The organism is Wolbachia endosymbiont of Bemisia tabaci (genome assembly GCF_003999585.1).
Lineage (GTDB): Bacteria > Pseudomonadota > Alphaproteobacteria > Rickettsiales > Anaplasmataceae > Wolbachia.
In genome coordinates this window covers 403960-423811 of record NZ_CP016430.1, presented here as the reverse complement: position 1 = coordinate 423811, position 19852 = coordinate 403960, and the positions used below count along the sequence as shown (strand labels likewise).

Below are 19852 nucleotides of genomic sequence, written 5' to 3'. Positions count from 1 at the left end.
CTTTATCACTTCACATACATTATTCCATATACTATATGAACAACTGAAAAAAACTTCAGTTAATTGACAATGAATCACGTTATTTTGTCAAATACGCTGCTCTTGCCAAACCATAGTTTAGCTTGAGTGGCTGAGGAGGGATTTGAACCCCCGACCAAGAGATTATGATCCTCCTGCTCTACCACTGAGCTACTCAGCCTAATTAAAAACCTTGCTATATATGTAATCTATATGTTTCATATAATACTTCAAATCAAACAAAGACTCAAGTTTTTCAGAGTCAATAATTCCATGCAAGGATTTATCTTGTTTCAATTCGAACAGAAAATCACTGTTATCTTGCTTTACTTTCATTGCATTATTCTGAACAATTTTATATGCCTCTTCCCTAGTTAAACCACTACTTACCAACTCAAGTAATACACGTTGTGAAAAAACCAAGCCTTTTGAAGAATTTAAGTTCTTTTCAATATTTTCCTTATTGATCACCAATTTATCTATCAAATCTGTTAATCGTACTAAAGCAAAATCCATTGCTATACAAGCATCAGGAGCAATGCACCTTTCCACAGACGAGTGCGATATATCTCGTTCGTGCCATAGTGCAACATTTTCTAATGCAGGAAAAACATAGCTGCGTATTAAGCGTGAGAGCCCAGTCAAATTCTCACTTAAAATAGGATTACACTTATGCGGCATAGCAGAACTTCCCTTCTGCCCAGTGGAAAAATATTCAGAGATTTCGCCGACTTCAGTTCTTTGCAAATGACGAGTCTCAATTGCAATATTTTCTATTGAGCTTGCAATTACTCCCAAAATTGAAAAGAACATGGCATGTCTATCACGAGGGATGACTTGAGACGATATGGTTTCAGGTATGAGTCCCATTTCTTTCGCTACATACTCTTCAACAAATGGATTAATATTTGCAAAATTACCTACTGCACCTGATATTTTACAAATTGAGATCTCTGTTTGCGCGCTAATTAATCTCTGATAATTGCGTTTAAATTCAGCATAAAATCTAGCAAATTTTAATCCAAGAGTTGTTGATTCTGCATGCATTCCATGACTGCGCCCAACACAAACAATATTTTTATAGTCCTCAGCCTTTTTTTTCAATACTATAAGTAAATTTTTTAGATTCTTGAGTAAAATATCACATGACTCTTTCAACTGCACCGCAAGGCATGTATCTAAAACATCAGAACTTGTCATTCCGTAATGGAGATAACGAACATCAACTCCCGCTTTTTCAGCAATATATGTCAAAAAAGCTATAACATCATGTTTTACAATGGATTCAATTTCGTTAATACGCTCAATATCAAATTCAATAGCACCAGAGAGCTTTTCAGCAACATCATTTGGAATAACTTTTAATTTTGCTTGAGCTTCACATGCTAATTTTTCTATTTTGAGCCATATGTTGAACTTATTTTTTTCTTCCCAAATGGAAGAGATTTCTTTGCGGCTATAGCGTGGGATCATTAGATGATCCCTGTCTTATCTTTGAACATGCTAGATCCCAGTATGTAACACTGGGACGACAGAAAAAAAGTGCACTGGAATGACAGGAGTAGTTGAAATATTTTATTCACTGCTATTCGTTATTTGTATCTTCTTGTTGCTCAGATTTCTGATTTTGCAACTTTACTTGCCTCAATTCATGTGCATCTTTCTCAGATCTGACAACGTATATAGTAATTGGCACTATCACTTTACTATGTAATTCTATATTCACTTGATACTCGCCCAAATTTTTGATACTTATTCCACCAAAAGATAAACTATGATGACTTATCTCATATCCTTCTTGTAATAAAGTTTTTGCAACTTCACGTATTGTTACAGAACCAAAAATCTTTCCATCCTCTGAAGCCTGCTTTATTAATATAACAAACTTATCATGCAATGATGATGCAAGCACTTTTGCTGCTGCATTTAATTTTTTGGTATTTTCTTCTTCCAATAACAAACGCTGTTCCTCTAGCTTTATTAAATTTTCCTTAGTAGCTTTCATCGCCTTTTTTTGTGGAAAAAGAAAATTACGTGCATAACCTGGTTTAACTTTGACAACTTCACCAATCTTACCTAAAGTTGTTATATTTTCCTTTAAGATTATTAACATAAATTACCTAATTTTTTTAGTACAGTAAGGAGCAAGAGCTAAAAAGCGTGCTCTTATAATTGCTAAGCGCAACTTTCTTTGTTTTCTTGCGCACACACCTGTTAACCTTCTAGGTAATATTCTACCATAGTCAGAGGTGAATTTGGACAATAAATCTATATTCTTATAGTCTATGTCCTCATCTTTAGATGCAGCAAGAGGACAGACCTTAGGACGCCTAAAGCCAGTTCTGTTATTTACAGACACGTAAGAATTATTAAAACTATTTCGTCTTTTCATCATTATGCACTTTTCTCCTCAATTTGTTTATCCATCATGTAAGATTTACCTTTAAAAAACTCATTAACCCGTACAGACAAGTGGCGAACAATATTCTCATTCAGTTTTACTCTACGCTCAAATTCATCCATAATGCTTGAAGTAAAACTTATACACATCATACAGTAATGACCACTTTTCATCTTATTTATTGGGTATGCAAAATCCAATAGACCCCAATATTCATATTTTATCAATCCTGAAGCTTCAATATTTTTCAAAAGCACTTCCAGCGTTTTACTCAATTGATTTGAGTCTACTATTTTAAAACTTTTTAAAACCTCTTGAAGGGATTTTATTAGATGTTGTGAAATATTTTCCTTAAAAGCATTTACTACATTATAGATAAATGCACTTTTAGTGTTAGCTCCTGGAAGGTCCATAAAATTTTGTTTTATTCCCGTATCACTTAGTTCATTTTTCAATTCTTTATCGATTCTTGACTTTATTTCTTTTAAATTTGAAAAATCTTCTTCCAACTCAACCCATAAAATTTTTGTCAGAGTTTCCAAAAAATCAGAGTAAACAATCAGACTTTTTTTAATGCTTTCAGTACTTGCCTCTAGCTCTTGTTTTGTAACTGTGCTATGTTCTCTTTCTATGAGACCTTTAACCTCCTGAGAAATAACATCTGCTTTAATATTTTTCAACAAAATAGCCAATTCTTGGACCATTTCTTCTACTTCTTGCTGCAATAAGTTCGGTTGTGCTATAAAAATAAATTCATAGAGATTCACTATATCTTCCTTTAATATCAATTAAACACTTTATTATATAAAACTTTTTTATATAAGCAAGTTATTTGTATTAATTTCTACGCCTTCAATCCAACTTAAGTGAGATATTTCATAAATAGCTTGGGGGGTGATTGAATATGCACCTGGCAACAAGATGCTGACTTTATGTTTTTCGAGAAGAAACTTTAGCATTATTTTGGTTTTGCCTCCATTTTTCAACACTGAATTCAACTCCTCAGCAACTTTTTGCGAGTCTGCACATACAGCAGTTAAAACTAATCCTTTCATTAGAGAAGTAACCTTTTCTGTAAATTCAGATATGTCCTTTCCTGATAGTCTCGTTGTGTTTTCTGAAATTTCAAGATCAATTATCACAAATGCTCCAGGTGAAAATAGATTCCTTTTTTCTTCTATTATTTCATTATTGTAGAATGCTATTTCAGAAACATTGTGGGGATCAGAAAGTGTTAGGATAACAAATCTTCCACGTTCTGAGGTTCTCATACGCACATTTAATATTACACCAGCAGTTTTTATCGTCTTACTCTCTCCGATAAACCCAATATTTAATTTTTTCAAAAGAGTTTTAAATTTTTCAAGTGGATGATTAGTTAAATAAAACCCTAGTGAAAACAACTCATGCTCTAATTTTTCCTCTTCATTAAAATCTTCCACGTTCTCAAGTTTTGGCTTCAGAATATCAAGATTGCCAAATAAAACAGCTTGATTTGACTGCCTATTTTTATTTGCAAAGTAAATCAATGTGTCTATTGACTCGTATAACTGCTTTCTATTTTGGTGCACACTATCGAATGTTCCAGATTTAATTAAACTTTCTAATGCCCTTTTATTTATTATATGACCAGAATTTTGAATAAATTCCCATATGTCCTTATAAGGTGCATTTACTATTCCTTCTGCTATAGCAAAACCAACATTACGCAAAGCAGCAATTCCGTAGCGTATGTGCTCACCCTCTATTGAAAATTCAGCCTTAGATTTGCTGATATCAGGCGAAAGAACAGCAACTCCACTGAATTTTGCAGCATGATAAAACAAATTCAGTTTGTCTCTATCATCAATATTGAGATTCATCAAGGCCGTAAAAAATTCTAGCGGGTAGTTAGCCTTAAGGTAAGCTGTTTGGTAAGATATAATCGCATATGCTGCAGCGTGGGATTTATTAAATCCATAACCAGCAAATTTTGCAACAAGATCAAAAATATAACTTGCTCTGTCGTAATCAACACCGTTTTTTGTTGCTCCTTGAACAAAAAGTTCACGTTGTTTATCCATCTCTTCCTTAATTTTCTTACCCATGGCACGTCTGAGTAAATCCGCCTCTGCTAAGCTATATCCAGAGAGAATACGCGCTATTTCCATCACCTGCTCCTGGTAGATTATTACCCCAAATGTTTCTTTTAACACTCCTTCAAGTAACGGATGAATATAATCTGGCTTTTCAAGACCATGCTTTCTTGCAATATAAGTTGGAATGTTATCCATAGGTCCTGGACGATAAAGGGAAATTAAAGCGATAATATCTTCAATGCAATCTGGCTTTAATTTAATTAAAGCTTCTCTCATTCCCGAACTTTCAACCTGGAACACTCCAATTGAATCACCGCTGGAGAGCATCTCATAGGTTTTTTGATCATTCAAAAGAACTGAAGAAATATCGACCTTTTTTTCATCACGATTAATTAAACGACATACATGATCTATTAGTGTTAGCGTACCAAGTCCAAGAAAATCAAATTTTATTAACCCAGCTTTCTCTACATATTTCATGCTGTATTGAGTGATTGGCAGAGCCGAATTTGGATCATAATAGACGGGAACAAAATTTTCTAATTTTTGATCGCATATTACAATTCCAGCAGCATGAGTTGAAACGTGACGATATATTCCTTCGAGCTTTAGTGATATATCAAGAAGCTTTGCAATTACCTCATCACTATCTCGTTCTTTCTGCAGGTTTTGATCAAGCTCTATCGCTTGTGATAAAGTTACAGGATTTACTGGATTAAATGGAACCATTTTAGATATTTTATCCACTTGAGAGTAAGGCATTTGCAATACTCTACCAACATCACGCAATACTGCCCTTGCTTGCAATTTTCCAAAAGTGATTATTTGAGCAACATAACCGTATTTCTTTTGAACATAGTCAATAACTAAATCCCTCTTTTCCTGGCAGAAATCAATGTCAAAATCGGGCATTGATATACGATCAGGGTTTAAAAATCTTTCAAAGATCAGACCAAATTTTATTGGATCAAGATCTGTAATCTGCAAGCTCCAAGCAACAATTGATCCAGCACCAGAACCTCTTCCCGGTCCAACTGGAATGCCATTTGCTTTGCTCCAACGAATAAAATCAGAAACTATCAAAAAGTAGCCAGCGTAGTTCATCGAAGTTATTACGCTTAGTTCGTAATTCAGCCGATCGTAGTATTGTTTAAGGTTTATGTCTGTTTCATTTGCAATGCGGAATTCTAACCCTGCAACTGCCTGCTCCCTCAGTTCTTCATTCTCAGTTTTATTTTCTCGACAAGGAAATTTAGGCAAGATAGGCTGCCTGCTTCTTGGCATGTAAGAGCACCGCTTAGCTATCACTAAAGTGTTATAAATTGCTTCGGGAATGTCGCTGAACAGTTCCTCCATTTCTTCCACAGATTTGAAGTAATGCTCGGTAGTTAACTTCTTTCTGTTATTCTCCAGGGCATAACTGCCCTCCGATATGCACGTTAATATATCATAAGCTTCATAATCAGATCTATTTGAAAAAAACACATCATTCGTTGCCACTAGTGGTATATTGCGCTGATAAGCAAAATCTATTAAAGCTTCTTCAAGCTCTAGCTCTTTATTCAGCCCATGACGCTGCAATTCAACATATAAATGACCATCGAATGCTGAAAGCAGTCTTTTTATCGTTTCTTTGTCTTGCTCCAACAATAGTTGAGCCAAACACCCACCGGTTAAAGCGATCAGACCCGTACTTAAATTCAATAGCTCATCAAAATCAACGTAAGGAATATTGCTGTTATTCTTGCGCTTTTTAAAAGACTCACTCACCAAAGTGACTAAATTGGTATATCCTTGCTCATTTTTTGCAAGCAATAATATAGGTAAATTTTGTTCTGAATGTTTAACTATAATATTGCATCCTATTATTAGCTGTATTCCCCTATTAGCTGCATATTCTGCAAATTCAAGTGAGCCAAATAAGTTACCTGAATCAGTAACTGCAACTGCCGGCATTTTGTTCTGCAAACAAAGACCAATCAGCTCCTCAATTTTAACCGAACTCTCAAGCAGAGAATAAACGCTATGAACACGCAAATGTATGAACATAAAAAACTTTAGATTAGCAATAAAAGGATAACATTAATTTACTCGTAGGGATATGAAAAGGTCTAACACTGAAATAACACCAAAGAGGCTATTTGAATCTAATTTACTATTCACAATCCCGGTTATTAGCTTGTTTTAATTGACTTTTTATCATAATTATGTAATAATTAAACATATTGTTTAATATTGAAGGTAGAATTATGACAGGAGAATATGAATTACTGAAAAAAGTACTGAGTACGATTGAGGTTAAGGAAGGCTTAAATCAAGATAATATAATTGAGGAAATACAAGAAGAACTAAAGAAACAGGATCAAGGTCTATATCAAGAGTGGGAGAAAGGTGAATTTGATGTAAATCATGGATTTAGCTTAAATATTTCAGGGATAGAGTACTCAAAGCTTCCATTATTAATAATAGCTGCTCAGAATGGTTACACAAAGACAGTAAAGGCTTTAAAAGCAGGAGCAAATGTTGACGCAGTGGATCAATGTAAAAGGACTCCTTTACATCATGCTGCTTTGAATGGTCGCGTAGACACAGTAGAGGTTTTAATCAAAAAAGGAGCAAATGTTAATGCAGTAGATAAAAATGGAAAGACTTATTTAGATTATGATAAGAGAGACGTAAAAGAAGCTCTATTAGAGGAAAGAGGTGGCTCTTTTGTGAAGGCGCGTAATAAATCAATGATTGCCGGTGGAGTAACTGGATTATTAGGCACTGCTATAGCAGTGGCACTTTTTACAACTGGAACAATTGCAGCTCAGTTGATACCTATAGTTATAGCAGTGGTTGCAGTTATAGCAGCAGCACTGGTAGTTGGTTGTGCTACATATGCATTACTAAAGCCTAGTACTAAAGTTGATGGAGCAGAAAAACCATCTGCCGTCTTAACAACAAATGAACAGCGAGGAGCTGCTATATAGTAGAGTGCGTGACGCAGGTTCCTGGATCCCAGTGTCTGGGCACTGGGATGACAATGAAGGGGCTGCTTGAATAACACGAAGGGTTATTTGGATAATAGCCGTACTTGATCTGGATTCCAGTGTCTAGGCACTGGGATGACAAGAAGGAGGGCTACTTGAATGGTTGAAGGGAAAGTGCTGGAATGAAAGGAGTGTTAGATAAAGCTACTTGTATAACTGTTGCACATCCATAAACTCCTTCTCGTCTTGAATGCTGATGATAGTGTGAGTGTTGAGAGGTAAAGGGTCATTTGTATGTCCATGGCCTACCCCTTTTATTGTAAATACAGGAAAGTTAACACTTTTTGCAAACCTTTCTTTTACAATTTCAACAAGATTATCATTATAACAGTTAACAAAGTCACCAAATATTACTGCATCTACTCCATCAAAAATATGAGCTTGTTTTAGGTGATCTAGACTGCGCTCAATTGAATATGGATAAACTTTTATGTCTTCTAAAAATAGAATTTTGTTTTTTGCGTTTATTTGCCAAGCAGTTCCTATGCTATTTTCAACCAAAGTCATATTACCACCGATGATTTTAGACTCTAATTTGCCATTTTTTAGTCTAACTCCATTGTCGATCATTTTTAGGTTATCAAATCTGATAGAGTTGCGTTGCTTAAGAATTAACTCTTTTAATTTTTCAATAGAGGTTTCAGCAACAGAGTTATTTACTATCATTTCCAACATGGTACCGCCGTGAAGGGTTTGCCAGTCATATTGAACCTGTAGATAGATATGTAAAGCAGTGATATCACTATAGCCTATAAGAATTTTTTTGTTTTGAGCAATTCTTTCTTTTTTATCATTGGGTAACTTTTCTAGGTAGGGAATTAGCCGAGAAGCCCCTTCTCCTCCTCTGATACACCAAATTATTTTGCTATCATCAGTGAGCGCATTAACCAAATCATTCGCTCTAAACTCATCAGAGTTAGAATAAAATGGGTTGTCATTACTGTATATTTTCTCCGAAATGTGAGGATTAAAATCCAAAGTTTTTACGTATTCTCTTATAGTAGGCAGATCTGATTCTTTTCCCTTCGAAGAAGGAGCAATAATATCAACTTGATTTGCAGGACTAGTGAGTAAAAGGCATAGCAAATAAAGAATAAAGGAATGCATTAAAATATCTTATGAAACTCTTGCTTTAATATATCATCTAATTCGCAAAGAGAAACTTTTACTCCTAGTTTTTCCATTGATGTAACGCCGTAATCTTTTAGTCCACAAGGAATAATACCCTCATAGTGGGAAAGGTTTGGAGAGACATTAAGCGCTATGCCGTGATAAGTTACCCATTTTCTCAAGCGAATGCCAAAAGCTGCTATTTTTTCTTCTACTCCGTTGTTGTTTACCCAAATGCCTATTCTATCTTCCTTAAATTCCCCAAGTATATTAAAGTGTTTTAAAACATTTATGATCCAATTACTTAGGTCTCTGATATATAGTTTTATGTCACATTTGTTTCTTTTTTTAAGATTTAGCATTAAATATATAATGCGCTGCCCTGGTCCGTGATATGTATATTTACCACCCCTACCTGTTTTATATATAGGAAATAATTTTTCAATAATGTCATCATCTGTTGCACCGATTCCTGCAGTATAAAGTGGAGGGTGCTGGAGCAGCCATACTAGCTCGTCAGATAAATTATTGTAAATTTGTTGAATTTTTGCTTCCATGAATTTTATAGCATGGTTATAATCAGTAAATTGGTTAGAGATTAGCCATTCTGTCATATTCAATTTTTTTTAGGTCTATCAATGTCATTCCAGTACTTGACACTGGAATCCAGAAATTTAATTGTAGATAGCACACTGAACTGGTAAGCATAGTTGCTTTACGCTAAAAAGAACGTCTTTGACTAGATTGTATGAAAAATTGGATCCCAGTGTCAAGCACTGGGAAAGTGAGAAAGAGGTCTCCAAATATTTTCTATCATTGGACACTTGGGTTAGGATCAAAGGGCTAAATAATGGGAGCTGTATAAACCGAGAGGTTTCCGTACAGTTCTGCGAGAGACTGGTGGGGAAGTTCCGCTGGTCTACTCTCCTCATTCTTGTAACACTAATTGATATAATTCAACTACAATTTCAAATTTTTAACAAAATTTTCAGGAGGCACATATGAATTTTAACATTTTTCAAAGAAAGAAAAGCAGTGAATACTCTGCTTTGCAACTAATGATGGAACCAAGTTGGAGTAGGCGCGATTATGCAAGTTTTGCTGAGGAAGGCTACATAAAAAATGTCATTGCCTTTCGAGCAATTAATATGATCGCAAGTGCTGCATCTTCGGTACCTTTTACTCTCTGCCAGATTACTGATCAGGGAAAATCACAACTAAAAGCGCATCCATTACTGAAGTTACTTTATTCTCCTAATCCAATGACATCAAAATCGGAATTTATTGAGGGGATTGTGACTTATCGATTAGTTAACGGCAATTCTTATGTATTGATGATTGAGGCGCAGAACAAACCAACAACAGAGCTTTATCTTCTGCGCCCTGATAGAGTTGAAATTGTTCCGGGGAGAAGTAACGTTCCTTATGCCTATCGTTACACCGTAAATAACAACAGTTATGACTTTAAAGTTGATAAATTGACTGGGCGTTCAACAGTACTGCATCTTAAAACCTTTAACCCTTTGAATGATTGGTATGGACTTTCACCAATTGAGGCAGCTGCATATAGTATAGATCAGCATAATCAGGCTGGTGCTTGGAATCAGGCAATGCTGCAAAATGGAGCAAGACCAAGTGGTGCAATAGTTGTGAAATCAGAAAAGGATGGAAGCGTTGGAAACTTAAGTCAAGAGCAGTACCAACGCTTAAAAGCGCAGATAAATGATCATTATTCAGGTCCTGTCAACGCTGCTGGAAGACCTATATTGCTTGAAGGGGGCCTAGAGTGGAAGGAAATGAGCTTATCACCGAGGGATATGGATTTTATTGAGTCAAAACATAGCTCAGCTCGTGATATTGCGCTAGCTTTTGGCGTTCCGCCGCAGTTGCTTGGCATACCAGGTGATAATACTTATAGCAATTTGATCGAAGCACGTCTTTCCCTTTGGGAACAGACGATTTTACCAACGCTAGAAAATATTATTTGTCACTTAAATTCTTGGCTAGTGTCCAAGTTTGGCAAAGATTTATGTTTGTCATATGATAAAGACGCGATAGAAATTCTAATGGAAAAAAGACAAAAGATGTGGAAATACGTGGAAAACGCAAGCTTCATGACACTTAATGAAAAAAGAGAAGCTTTTGGCTTGCCACCGTTACCCGGTGGTGATAAATTGGGTTGATATTATTTTTTTGCATATTAAATTAACTACAATGAAATTGTGGGGTAAATTATGAATGAAAGGGAACAAAGAGAATTGGATGAACTATTAATGAATTCTTCTAAAGGAGAGAATATACAGCAGATTACGGAGTTGATAGAAGCTGGAGCAAATATTAATGCAGTAACAACTGTGCAAAAGGAGACTCCTTTACATATTGCAGTTAGGTATGGTCATAAGGAAGTAGCAGAGTTGCTGCTTAATAAAGGGGCAAATGTTAATGCAGTAGAAAGGCGAAAGTGGACTCCTTTACATACTGCAGTTAAAAGTGGCAAGGTGGAGGTAGCAGAATTGCTGCTTGATAGAGGAGCAAATGTTAATGCAGTGGACAAGAAAGGAAGGACTCCTTTATCTATTGTAGCTAGTGATGATTACCACATAGGGTATTGCGATAAACTGATGGTAGTAAGAACTATAATTGCATATGCTGTGATACATAGTGGTATTACAACGAACCAGAGTGTATTGTTAACAATAGTGAATTGTCCGAATTTTGGGATTCTTATGAGAAGAGGATGGAGGACGTTAAACTTAGTAACAGCACTATATCATTATATCAGTTTCTGCGAGAGACTGATGAGAATAAATTAGCAGGTTATTTTTCTGGTAGAGAATATGATGAAATAAGGTGTTCTGACGCATTGGAGTATATATCAGAATTTCCTGAACACGTTAATACGATAGTAAGCCAATTTGATAAGGCATCGGACAGAAGGGGTTTATTGGATAAAAGTAAAGCAGCTATAGAGAATTCTAATTTGTGGGTGTTACATCAAGTTTTTGACGAAGTAACTTATCACTTAACAGATAAAGAGTTAAAGAACATTATAGAGGCATTTCCAAGTCGGAATTTGGATAATCCAAGTGCTGAACAACTTCAAGCAGCTGCTCAAGCTCATAATTAGAGTAATGTACACAGGCCTATGCTCATTATAAAAGGAGAAAGTTTTACCATTACCCTGATGATAAGTTGAATTGATGTTTATATAGTGTAGATATTTATACTAAGCTGTAATAAACTGGGGGTATTTTATGTATCAAGAACAAGGAAATTCAGTAAGTAATTCTCGATTTACTCTTCCTCATATAGAATTGTTATCGACATGCAAAGCGAATGTTAATGCAGCAGATCGTAATGGTGAAACTCCTTTACATTACGCTGCTAAAAGAAATCGCTTAGAGCAAGTGAAATTATTGCTTAAAAAAGGAGCAGTTATTGATATAAAAAATCGTTTCGGTTATACTCCTTTATACTATGCTGTTCGTTCAGGCCACACAAGTATGGTAAAATTATTGCTTGAAAAAGGAGCAGATATTAATACATCAAGTAATTCTTGTGTTACTGTTTTACATTTATCTGTTCGCGAAGACTATAGGGAGATAACACAGTTATTGCTTGGAGATACAGAAAGTCCAAGCACAAGCTGCAGCGACGCAAGCATTGAGAATGTACAAACAATCAATCAGTCTTATCATTGGTGAGAGTAGAACATCTTTTACTAAGGTCTAATTTGAATATAGATAGTCTCTTAAATCCTGCATCTAAAAGAATTAACTATTTTTCTTGCTAACTAAAGTGGTAAAAATTTGATCTACGTCAAAACTCATCTTAGGGAGCCAAATAGGGCCATCTAAGTGTGCCTCGATATAAAGAGGGCTGTTATGGTTTGGTAGTATGAAAAAAAGTCTGAAGAATATAGAAGTTAAGGAGAACTTAGATAAGATTAAATTAGAAGAGATAGAACCTGATGCTTGATCGATACTAAACTGTGAACTAGTTGAACATATACCATTTTTGATACTTACTTTTCCACTAATATTTTCAAAAAGCGTACTGCCATTATATATATCAACGTAAGCAAGCTTGGAAATTTCAGGTTTATTCTTACTGTTTAACAAATTAGTGATGAATGAATTAAAATCCACATTAGTAAACTCTATTTTCTGTGCTTGAAAGTCTACATTTCCTGATAAGTTACTAGCCCAATCATCAAAGCTTGTCCCTTGAGTTTTGATTTCACCACTTAAGCTTATCTTGCCATTTATGTTATTAACTCCTATAACTTCCTTGGTGTCTAAATTTGCAATAGAAAATTTTGTGTGAATTGAGCCTGCTTTTAGATAACCCTGAAAAAACATTTGTCCATGTTCTAGTATGTAACTTATCTGTTTGATAGTGATAGTGCTTTTTCTTATCACTGTATCCAAGTTAAAATCTTTTAAGACGTTTTGCCCAATTTTAAATTCTGTAGTTTTGATTTGCACATTTGCATCAAAATCTCCTTTCTCATCTAAAAAATTAAGCTGCTTTGTTGACCATTGAATTTGATTTATTTCATTTCTTGAGTTTCTTTTTACCTCTAATAGTTTTGGTAATTTAAAGATATTTCCATTAAATTTATTACCTGTAAAGTTTACGTCTAATAAAGGCTTAGTGTATTTTTGATCCACTAATATTTTTACACTACCGGTAATGTCGAAATCTTCTCCGAATAACTTTATTTTATCTGCAACTAGCTTGTTCTCTTGTATTTTTAATGAAAAATCCAAATCTTCAATTTTTGTACCATTGAATATAGAATCTTTAACACTAGTTCTTATATTTACATCATATTTAAGATTTTTCAGCCATTGCACTTTGCTGAATAATGAATAATCATATTTATCTATATTAATGTTATGTATGCTAAATTTGCTATCGATCATATTGTGTTTTTTTGTGTGATTTACCTTAATTGATCCTTGCCAAGATTCTTTGTTATTTAGCAATCTGATATCTGAAAGAGATAATATTCTAGGTGCTAAATATAGTTTAGAACTTGCTGTAAATTGACTTTTCTCTCTTTCTTGCATCTTGATAGAAGGTAAAATATGTGAAATGAACGACTCACCCTTTATCAATATATCACCATTAAATTCAGACAAGTTGCCATTGTTTGAAACTCTTCCTGATAAGCGAGATATATTATTGGTTCCAGGAAATTGAAGAAGAGTATCAACGTTTATTTCGCCATTAGCAAATTTTAGCGTAGCATGAAATTTGTCCAATATCCTGTTTTGATATTGGATATTTGAAGCTTCCATATTAAAATCCAAGCTCAGGTTCTTTGGCACAACCTCTCTAAAAGATTCTAAAAGACCCTTCATATCTGTTGTTTTGTGTGAGCCGTTTTTTAGGTCGACTTTACTAAAACTAATATTGATATTAGTATGATCACTTTTTCTATCATTTTGTATTATACCAGTGCCTTGCATGCTTTTGGACTCAATTTTTAAATCAGTTGCCGTAAACTCGCTTTCATTGAGATTGATATTGGATGATATCTCAATATTTTCGCTGGGAATTACATAAGAAAGGAAGCTAAGATTAATGATTTTTGCCAAGTCGCTCATAGAATCAGAATTATTATTAATCGTCAATACTAAATTGCCCTTGAGCTCTTCTTGATTTCTATTACCTTTAAATAGCAAATTTGCAAAATTTGAATCAATACTAATGTGTACATTATTTTTTGTGACATTAACCTTTCCAGAAAAATCGTAATTGTTGTCACCAATCTGTACTTCACCAAAAAACTGCTTATTTTTTTTTATAGCAACTTCCTTGATGTTAATAGTATCGGCGTTAAAACTTATTTGGCTGTCCTTTATTAATATATCAACTATATTATCATTGGCTTTCGTATTTATAATATTAAGTAAATTTTCTTTGTTGCTTTTCATGCCCAAAAATGAGATTGACTTTGGTTGCAATGAAAATGAAAGCCTTATTTCAATTTTTTTTGCACTAATTAAATCTGATAATTTTTGTTCCTTGTTTTTGTTATATTGTACATATACATTGTGAATAGTAAGTTTTGGAGTAATGAGCGAAACTTCAATTTTTCCTCCAACATGTACTTTAGCATCATACGTCTTCTCTAACTCTTTTACGATATATTCTCTGTAGCCACTCCAATCCTTAAAAGTTGCAGCAACGTGCATGAGAATTAATAGAAACAAGATTGATGATATGGCGTATAAAGAAAGTTTCATAATAGACCTCTCATTCCAGCATCCCTTCTCTTCTTGTCATGGGATCCAGGAAATTTGATTAGACATTAAGTTAATTAGCAAAAAAGTAGCTATTCTTATGTTAAAACACAGCATTTTTACATGAGAAGCTGGTCTGATGAGCACTGGGTTCCCAGTGGAAATTGCTCTCAAACCACAACACTCATACAGTTGTGTGTGTGACACTGTGATCCAGTGTGACTTAAATAAGGTTTTCCAGATTATATAATCAACAAAATTTCTGGATCCCAGTGTCGAGCACTGGGATGACAGGAATAGGTTATGGGATGAAAGGAGTGGATATTGGAATAGTAGCTGAAATGACATATAGCAATACAAAGGGTGTAATTTATACATACTTCAAATTATTCAAATTTCCTCTAAAAATTAGGTAAAGAGTGCTAGAATAAATAATAACACTCAAAGCTATTAAAGTTACTAAATAAACAATACGAGCTAGCCCTCTATCGAAAAACAACCCTGCTGATAAGTAATTAGAGAGATAAAGAACTATTGACATAACCAATGTTGCAGTGAGAATTTTTACAATATTTAGTAATAATGCTTGGCTAATCTTATACATCTTATTTATTGTTAAATAATTAATCAATAAAATAGAATTTATCCAAGTGGAAATGGAAGTAGCAATAGCAATTCCTATATGTTGGTATTTGTTCATTAATATTAGATTTAGTATTACATTAATTCCAAGGCACGTTAATGAGAACATAGTTGGTATTTTTAGCTTTCCCCTAGCAAAGAATGTGGGTAGCAATACTTTATTTATAATAAATGCGGGTAAAGAAAGAGAAAATGCTACTAATGTAGGAACAGTTTGCTGCACTGCATAATAATCAAATCGGCCGTAAGAAAAAAGCGTAAGTAAAATTATGTCAGGAATAATGATAAAAGCAGCAGTTATTGGCATAATTAATATTAACCCTATATTAAGGGCCTTGTTCTGTATTTTGACTATATTCTCAGTATCATTTATTCGTTTTGAAATCAGAGGAAGAAGTACTGTACCAATTGCAGTGCCAATTACTCCTTGCGGTAGTTGATTTAGTCTATCGGCATAATATATATAAGAAACTGCATTTGGTATAAAACTCGCCATGATTGTGTCAATCCATACACTTATTTGTATTACACAATTGTTGATAATTGCAGGTATCACACGTTTAAAAAATAACTTTACTTTGTTACTTAATTCTAAACTAAAAGAAAAGAAAGCCTTTAATTTGTATGCAGTAAATATTATTAAAAGTAGCTGCAAAATCCCTCCAATCAGGACAGCTATAGAAAGGTTATGAGCCGGTGTTTCAATGTAAGGTAAAAACAAACTGATGATTAAACAGAGGTTCAAAATGATTGGTGAAATAGCTGTTGAAGCAAAATGCTGTTTTACTTGCAACATTCCACCAATAAGTGATGCGATTGACACGAAGATTATGTAGGGCATCATAATTTTCGACAAAGTTACAGTAAAGGTAAATTTATTTTGGTCAAATCCAGGAGTGAAGATTTTGATCATGTAAGGGAAGAAGGTTTGTGTGATAAGGCAAAAAATTACTAGAATAATAAACGTAATGGATATTACACTACTTGCGAAATTAAATGCCTTTTTATTATCATATGACTCTGCAGAGTATAATGGTATGAATGAGGTAGTAAATGCTCCCTCTGCAAAAAACGATCGAAATAAATTAGCAAAGCGAAACGAGGAAAAGAATATATCTGCAAGAGAGGTTGCACCAATAACCGTAGCAATCAATACATCTCTTATTAGCCCTAAAATTCTTGAAATAGCTGTAAAAAAACTAAATGTGAAAATACTTTTAAACATATCACGGTGTCAATACGATTAACTATAATGCTAAAAGCATAAATGAAAATGTTTATTCGCTAAACTTAAAACTCTATGCAAAAGTAGGTAGCTTAAATAATTAATTGACTATTTATGCTTGTGTGTTAGAAATCTTATATCTTGGCGGGCGTAGCTCAGTTGGTAGAGCGTCAGTTTGTGGTACTGAATGTCGCCAGTTCAATCCTGGTCGCTCGCCCCACTAAAAATTTCCACTTTACATAAATATAAACATTCTCTATTTTTGCAAAGTCATTATTTGCCGGTAGCATTTTTTGTCACTCCAATGTGCTGCTTAGATGGCTGAGAGTGAAGAGAGTAGTTTATGATTCAGAGTAAAATGGCATTTTCTTAATTAGCGAGGGGATTGTATGTATATTTGTTTGTTAACTTATAGTATAGTGTCAGCACTAGGAATATTAGCTTGGTGGTTAAATTTTGACACTTCATCACCTTTAGCCATAGGTGGAATTGCTGGTTGTATAGCTCCAGCATTGATTGCGGTTTTTCACGTAGCATGTTTGCTATATAAGTTTTGCAAAAGAGATCCTGTTGGGGAAAAGCATGAAAAAGCAGCAATTCTTTTGAGTATTACTATATCTGCAAGTGCTATAATTGGAGTTATACTTGCTGGAAGCATAGCTGCTATTTTTCCTAATCCAAAAATAGGATTTACATTAATAAGTGGAATGATAGGGCTGATAGCACCGATTTTAGGGCTTTTTGCAACTGTAGCTATAGTGCATTGTGTAGATGAAACACCAATTAAATCTGCAGTAAGTGCAATTTCGATTACAGATTCTACATATGTCAAAATATCTCAGGAAGAAGAAGTGTATGAATGTATTACCTTTCCGGAAGAAGAAGTTAATAAAAGTATCATCTTTCCCAAAGTTGAAAAAGTTTTTTCTGCGAGAGAGACGACAGTTTGAGCTAAGTTAGTGTGCAATGTTGTAATCTGTAAAATTTGACATCAATCACTGATAGTTGGAATATTATAGAGTAGGAATTACTCAAGAAGATGCATAAGTACGATGTAGTGGTAGTAGGTGGCGGTCATGCCGGGTGTGAAGCAGCTACAGCTGCAGCTCGCCTTGGTGCAAACACACTACTTATAACTCACAAAATTTCAACTATAGGAGAGATGTCTTGTAATCCAGCAATTGGAGGAGTTGCAAAGGGTGTTGTAGTTAGAGAAGTAGACGCCCTTGATGGAATAATGGGGAGAGCTATCGACCGAGCAAGCATACACTCGGTCGTTTTAAATGGCAGCAGAGGCGCAGCGGTATGGGGCCCACGTGCACAGGCAGACCGAAAATTATACAAAAAAGCAATACAGGAAATTATTCTAAATTATAACAACTTGACAGTAAAAGAAGAGTCAGTTGACGATTTTCTTATCGAAAGTGATAGCAATGGAGAATCTTATATAAAAGCTGTAATAACAGACTCAGGTGAACGTATACTGACAAGCAGAGTTGTTTTGACTACAGGGACTTTTTTACGTGGTGTGATTCATATAGGAGAGCAAACAACTCCTTCTGGAAGAATGGGAGATAAACCTGCAATAGAGCTTGCAAACACGCTAAAGAAGTATGATTTTAAACTGGGCAGATTACGTACCGGAACTCCACCGAGGCTTGATCGTGGCACTATAAACTGGTCGGTATTACAAGAACAAGTGGGTGACAATCCACCTACACCATTTTCTTATCTTACAGAGAAAATTAACCAGCCTCAGGTTTCATGTTTTATTACTCATACTAATGAACATACACACAGAGTAATTCGAGAGAATCTTCACAGATCAGCTTCTTCATATTTAGATAACGTTATTGCACCAAGATACTGCCCATCAATTGAAACTAAAGTTAAAAAATTTGCAGAAAAAAATAATCACCAAATATTTCTAGAACCAGAAGGGATTGATGATAACACTATATATCCAAATGGAATTTCAAATTCATTGCCCATCGAAGTGCAGTATGAAATGATAAAGAGTATAAAAGGGCTTGAAAATGCAGAAATATTAAGACCTGGATATGCAGTTGAATACGATTATATCGATCCACGAAAGCTATTTCATACTCTCGAAACTAAGAAAATTAAAGGACTATATTTTGCTGGTCAAATTAATGGTACCACTGGATATGAAGAAGCAGCCGGGCAGGGAATTATTGCCGGAATCAATGCAGCACTCTCTTTATCTCAAAAAAGTTTTGTTCTTCATCGTACAGACTCATATATCGGTGTAATGATAGACGACTTGGTCACTAAGGGAATTGCCGAGCCTTACAGATTATTTACCTCGCGTGCAGAATATAGACTGGCAATCAGGTCAGATAATGCAGATAGAAGATTGACACAAAAAGGTTATGATATTTCCCTTGTATCGCATGAGAGATACTCTGTTTTGCAGGGTAAACTTAAATCCATTAAGCAACTTGAGGAGAAATTAGAGAGCCTAACAATTACTCCTGAGCAGCTCAGGTCCTATGGCATTAAAATATCTTATGATGGAATAAGAAAAACAGCATTAGATTTGCTCGGTTATCCAAATATTGACTGGAATAAATTACGAGAAATATGGCCAGAGTTAAACATGGGTTCCAGTGTCAGCTACTTGCATAACACCAAAGCACCTCTTCCTGTCATCCAAGTAGCTGACACTGGAATCCAGTACTTGAATGATGATAGAATGGATGCAGTTGACACTGAAAAAAATGTAGATTCCAGCGTCATGTGCTGGAATAACACTATAACTGATAGCATAGCCAAGAATGAAATATATGAAGCAGTTGCAATTGAAGCAAAATACAAGCCTTATTTAGTAAGACAAGAAGCAGATATGAAGTTTCTACAAGAGGAAGTTAATACTCAAATTCCAACTAATTTCAACTACTCACAGATTAAAGGCTTGTCAACTGAAGTGATAGAAAAGTTGCAGTCAATAAAGCCAGCAACAATTGGTATTGCGAAGCAAATACAAGGCATAACTCCAGCAGCGATAGTTAGCATATTAGTGTACCTTAGGAATAAGAAAACGAAAATAGCTGCTAATTCTGCGTAAC

Annotated in this window: 16 protein-coding genes and 2 tRNA genes; 8 read left to right on the top strand and 10 right to left on the bottom strand. The window is 34.7% G+C overall.

Annotation, left to right across the window (positions count from 1 at the left end):
* Nucleotides 1-127: 127 nt before the first annotated feature.
* From BBB02_RS01905 to dnaE, 6 genes are all read right to left on the bottom strand, one after another.
* Nucleotides 128-199: transfer RNA gene (locus BBB02_RS01905), tRNA-Met, on the bottom strand.
* The gene (gene purB, locus BBB02_RS01900) at nt 199-1491 is read right to left on the bottom strand and encodes an adenylosuccinate lyase (protein WP_127463792.1); all 1293 of its coding nucleotides are present in this window, start codon (nt 1489-1491) and stop codon (nt 199-201) included. Before purB ends, BBB02_RS01905 begins: the two co-directional genes overlap by 1 nt.
* Before the next feature lie 112 nt (nt 1492-1603).
* Nucleotides 1604-2131 (bottom strand): 50S ribosomal protein L9, encoded by a 528-nt coding sequence (rplI, locus tag BBB02_RS01895; protein ID WP_127463791.1) that lies wholly within the window; start codon nt 2129-2131, stop codon nt 1604-1606.
* Between the two features lie 3 nt (nt 2132-2134).
* Complete coding sequence (rpsR, locus tag BBB02_RS01890; RefSeq protein WP_063630712.1) at nt 2135-2413, bottom strand: 30S ribosomal protein S18; 279 nt, start codon at nt 2411-2413, stop codon at nt 2135-2137.
* Nucleotides 2413-3186 (bottom strand): 30S ribosomal protein S6, encoded by a 774-nt coding sequence (rpsF, locus tag BBB02_RS01885; RefSeq protein WP_127464290.1) that lies wholly within the window; start codon nt 3184-3186, stop codon nt 2413-2415. Before rpsF ends, rpsR begins: the two co-directional genes overlap by 1 nt.
* A 48-nt stretch (nt 3187-3234) precedes the next feature.
* A complete protein-coding gene (gene dnaE, locus BBB02_RS01880; protein ID WP_127463790.1) occupies nt 3235-6546 on the bottom strand; it encodes a DNA polymerase III subunit alpha in 3312 nt (1103 codons plus the stop codon).
* A 200-nt stretch (nt 6547-6746) separates the two neighbouring features.
* Here dnaE and BBB02_RS01875 point away from each other — a divergent pair, with 200 nt between their 5' ends.
* Nucleotides 6747-7472 carry an ankyrin repeat domain-containing protein gene (locus BBB02_RS01875; RefSeq protein ID WP_127463789.1) on the top strand — a complete coding sequence of 242 codons (726 nt, stop codon included), beginning with the start codon at nt 6747-6749 and terminating at the stop codon, nt 7470-7472.
* Nucleotides 7473-7676: 204 nt separating this feature from the next.
* On the opposite strand, the gene BBB02_RS01870 is transcribed toward BBB02_RS01875, so the two are convergent.
* Both BBB02_RS01870 and lipB read right to left on the bottom strand, forming a co-directional pair.
* Nucleotides 7677-8639, bottom strand: a complete 963-nt coding sequence (locus BBB02_RS01870; RefSeq protein ID WP_127463788.1) for an LD-carboxypeptidase — start codon at nt 8637-8639, stop codon at nt 7677-7679.
* Nucleotides 8639-9256 carry a lipoyl(octanoyl) transferase LipB gene (gene lipB / locus BBB02_RS01865; protein ID WP_052264792.1) on the bottom strand — a complete coding sequence of 206 codons (618 nt, stop codon included), beginning with the start codon at nt 9254-9256 and terminating at the stop codon, nt 8639-8641. The genes BBB02_RS01870 and lipB overlap by 1 nt, the downstream gene beginning before the upstream one ends.
* 387 nt (nt 9257-9643) lie before the next feature.
* On the opposite strand from lipB, the gene BBB02_RS01850 reads away from it, so the two are divergent.
* The 4 genes from BBB02_RS01850 (at nt 9644) to BBB02_RS01840 (ending at nt 12346) form a co-directional block, all read left to right on the top strand.
* Nucleotides 9644-10825 carry a phage portal protein gene (locus BBB02_RS01850; protein ID WP_127463787.1) on the top strand — a complete coding sequence of 394 codons (1182 nt, stop codon included), beginning with the start codon at nt 9644-9646 and terminating at the stop codon, nt 10823-10825.
* A gap of 51 nt (nt 10826-10876) precedes the next feature.
* Entirely contained in the window at nt 10877-11455 is a 579-nt protein-coding gene (locus BBB02_RS06355) for an ankyrin repeat domain-containing protein (RefSeq protein WP_245970163.1), read from the top strand.
* Nucleotides 11380-11769 carry a hypothetical protein gene (locus tag BBB02_RS06350; RefSeq protein WP_245970162.1) on the top strand — a complete coding sequence of 130 codons (390 nt, stop codon included), beginning with the start codon at nt 11380-11382 and terminating at the stop codon, nt 11767-11769. Before BBB02_RS06355 ends, BBB02_RS06350 begins: the two co-directional genes overlap by 76 nt.
* A gap of 127 nt (nt 11770-11896) precedes the next feature.
* A complete protein-coding gene (locus tag BBB02_RS01840; protein ID WP_127463786.1) occupies nt 11897-12346 on the top strand; it encodes an ankyrin repeat domain-containing protein in 450 nt (149 codons plus the stop codon).
* A 69-nt stretch (nt 12347-12415) separates the two neighbouring features.
* On the opposite strand, the gene BBB02_RS01835 is transcribed toward BBB02_RS01840, so the two are convergent.
* Together BBB02_RS01835 and murJ are read right to left on the bottom strand one after the other, a co-directional pair.
* On the bottom strand, nt 12416-14899 hold the full coding sequence (locus BBB02_RS01835; RefSeq protein WP_127463785.1) for an AsmA family protein: 2484 nt from the start codon (nt 14897-14899) through the stop codon (nt 12416-12418).
* 367 nt (nt 14900-15266) lie between these two features.
* Nucleotides 15267-16763: a murein biosynthesis integral membrane protein MurJ gene (gene murJ, locus BBB02_RS01825; RefSeq protein WP_127463784.1), complete on the bottom strand. Its 1497-nt coding sequence runs from the start codon at nt 16761-16763 to the stop codon at nt 15267-15269.
* 144 nt (nt 16764-16907) lie between these two features.
* On the opposite strand from murJ, the gene BBB02_RS01820 reads away from it, so the two are divergent.
* The 3 genes from BBB02_RS01820 (at nt 16908) to mnmG (ending at nt 19851) form a co-directional block, all read left to right on the top strand.
* Nucleotides 16908-16983 (top strand) — tRNA-His (locus BBB02_RS01820).
* Nucleotides 16984-17152: 169 nt separating this feature from the next.
* Nucleotides 17153-17713, top strand: a complete 561-nt coding sequence (locus BBB02_RS01815; protein WP_127463783.1) for a hypothetical protein — start codon at nt 17153-17155, stop codon at nt 17711-17713.
* An 89-nt stretch (nt 17714-17802) separates the two neighbouring features.
* Nucleotides 17803-19851 carry a tRNA uridine-5-carboxymethylaminomethyl(34) synthesis enzyme MnmG gene (gene mnmG / locus BBB02_RS01810; RefSeq protein WP_127463782.1) on the top strand — a complete coding sequence of 683 codons (2049 nt, stop codon included), beginning with the start codon at nt 17803-17805 and terminating at the stop codon, nt 19849-19851.
* Nucleotide 19852: the final 1 nt, after the last annotated feature.

Coding starts and splice junctions, on each gene's coding strand:
- BBB02_RS01835 (WP_127463785.1), bottom strand. CDS start 14,899: ATGAAACTTTCTTTATACGCCATATCATCAATCTTGTTTCTATTAATT.
- mnmG (WP_127463782.1), top strand. CDS start 17,803: ATGCATAAGTACGATGTAGTGGTAGTAGGTGGCGGTCATGCCGGGTGT.
- murJ (WP_127463784.1), bottom strand. CDS start 16,763: ATGTTTAAAAGTATTTTCACATTTAGTTTTTTTACAGCTATTTCAAGA.
- rplI (WP_127463791.1), bottom strand. CDS start 2,131: ATGTTAATAATCTTAAAGGAAAATATAACAACTTTAGGTAAGATTGGT.
- dnaE (WP_127463790.1), bottom strand. CDS start 6,546: ATGTTCATACATTTGCGTGTTCATAGCGTTTATTCTCTGCTTGAGAGT.
- BBB02_RS01840 (WP_127463786.1), top strand. CDS start 11,897: ATGTATCAAGAACAAGGAAATTCAGTAAGTAATTCTCGATTTACTCTT.
- purB (WP_127463792.1), bottom strand. CDS start 1,491: ATGATCCCACGCTATAGCCGCAAAGAAATCTCTTCCATTTGGGAAGAA.
- lipB (WP_052264792.1), bottom strand. CDS start 9,256: ATGACAGAATGGCTAATCTCTAACCAATTTACTGATTATAACCATGCT.
- BBB02_RS01850 (WP_127463787.1), top strand. CDS start 9,644: ATGAATTTTAACATTTTTCAAAGAAAGAAAAGCAGTGAATACTCTGCT.
- BBB02_RS01875 (WP_127463789.1), top strand. CDS start 6,747: ATGACAGGAGAATATGAATTACTGAAAAAAGTACTGAGTACGATTGAG.
- BBB02_RS06355 (WP_245970163.1), top strand. CDS start 10,877: ATGAATGAAAGGGAACAAAGAGAATTGGATGAACTATTAATGAATTCT.
- rpsR (WP_063630712.1), bottom strand. CDS start 2,413: ATGATGAAAAGACGAAATAGTTTTAATAATTCTTACGTGTCTGTAAAT.
- BBB02_RS01870 (WP_127463788.1), bottom strand. CDS start 8,639: ATGCATTCCTTTATTCTTTATTTGCTATGCCTTTTACTCACTAGTCCT.
- BBB02_RS01815 (WP_127463783.1), top strand. CDS start 17,153: ATGTATATTTGTTTGTTAACTTATAGTATAGTGTCAGCACTAGGAATA.
- BBB02_RS06350 (WP_245970162.1), top strand. CDS start 11,380: ATGGAGGACGTTAAACTTAGTAACAGCACTATATCATTATATCAGTTT.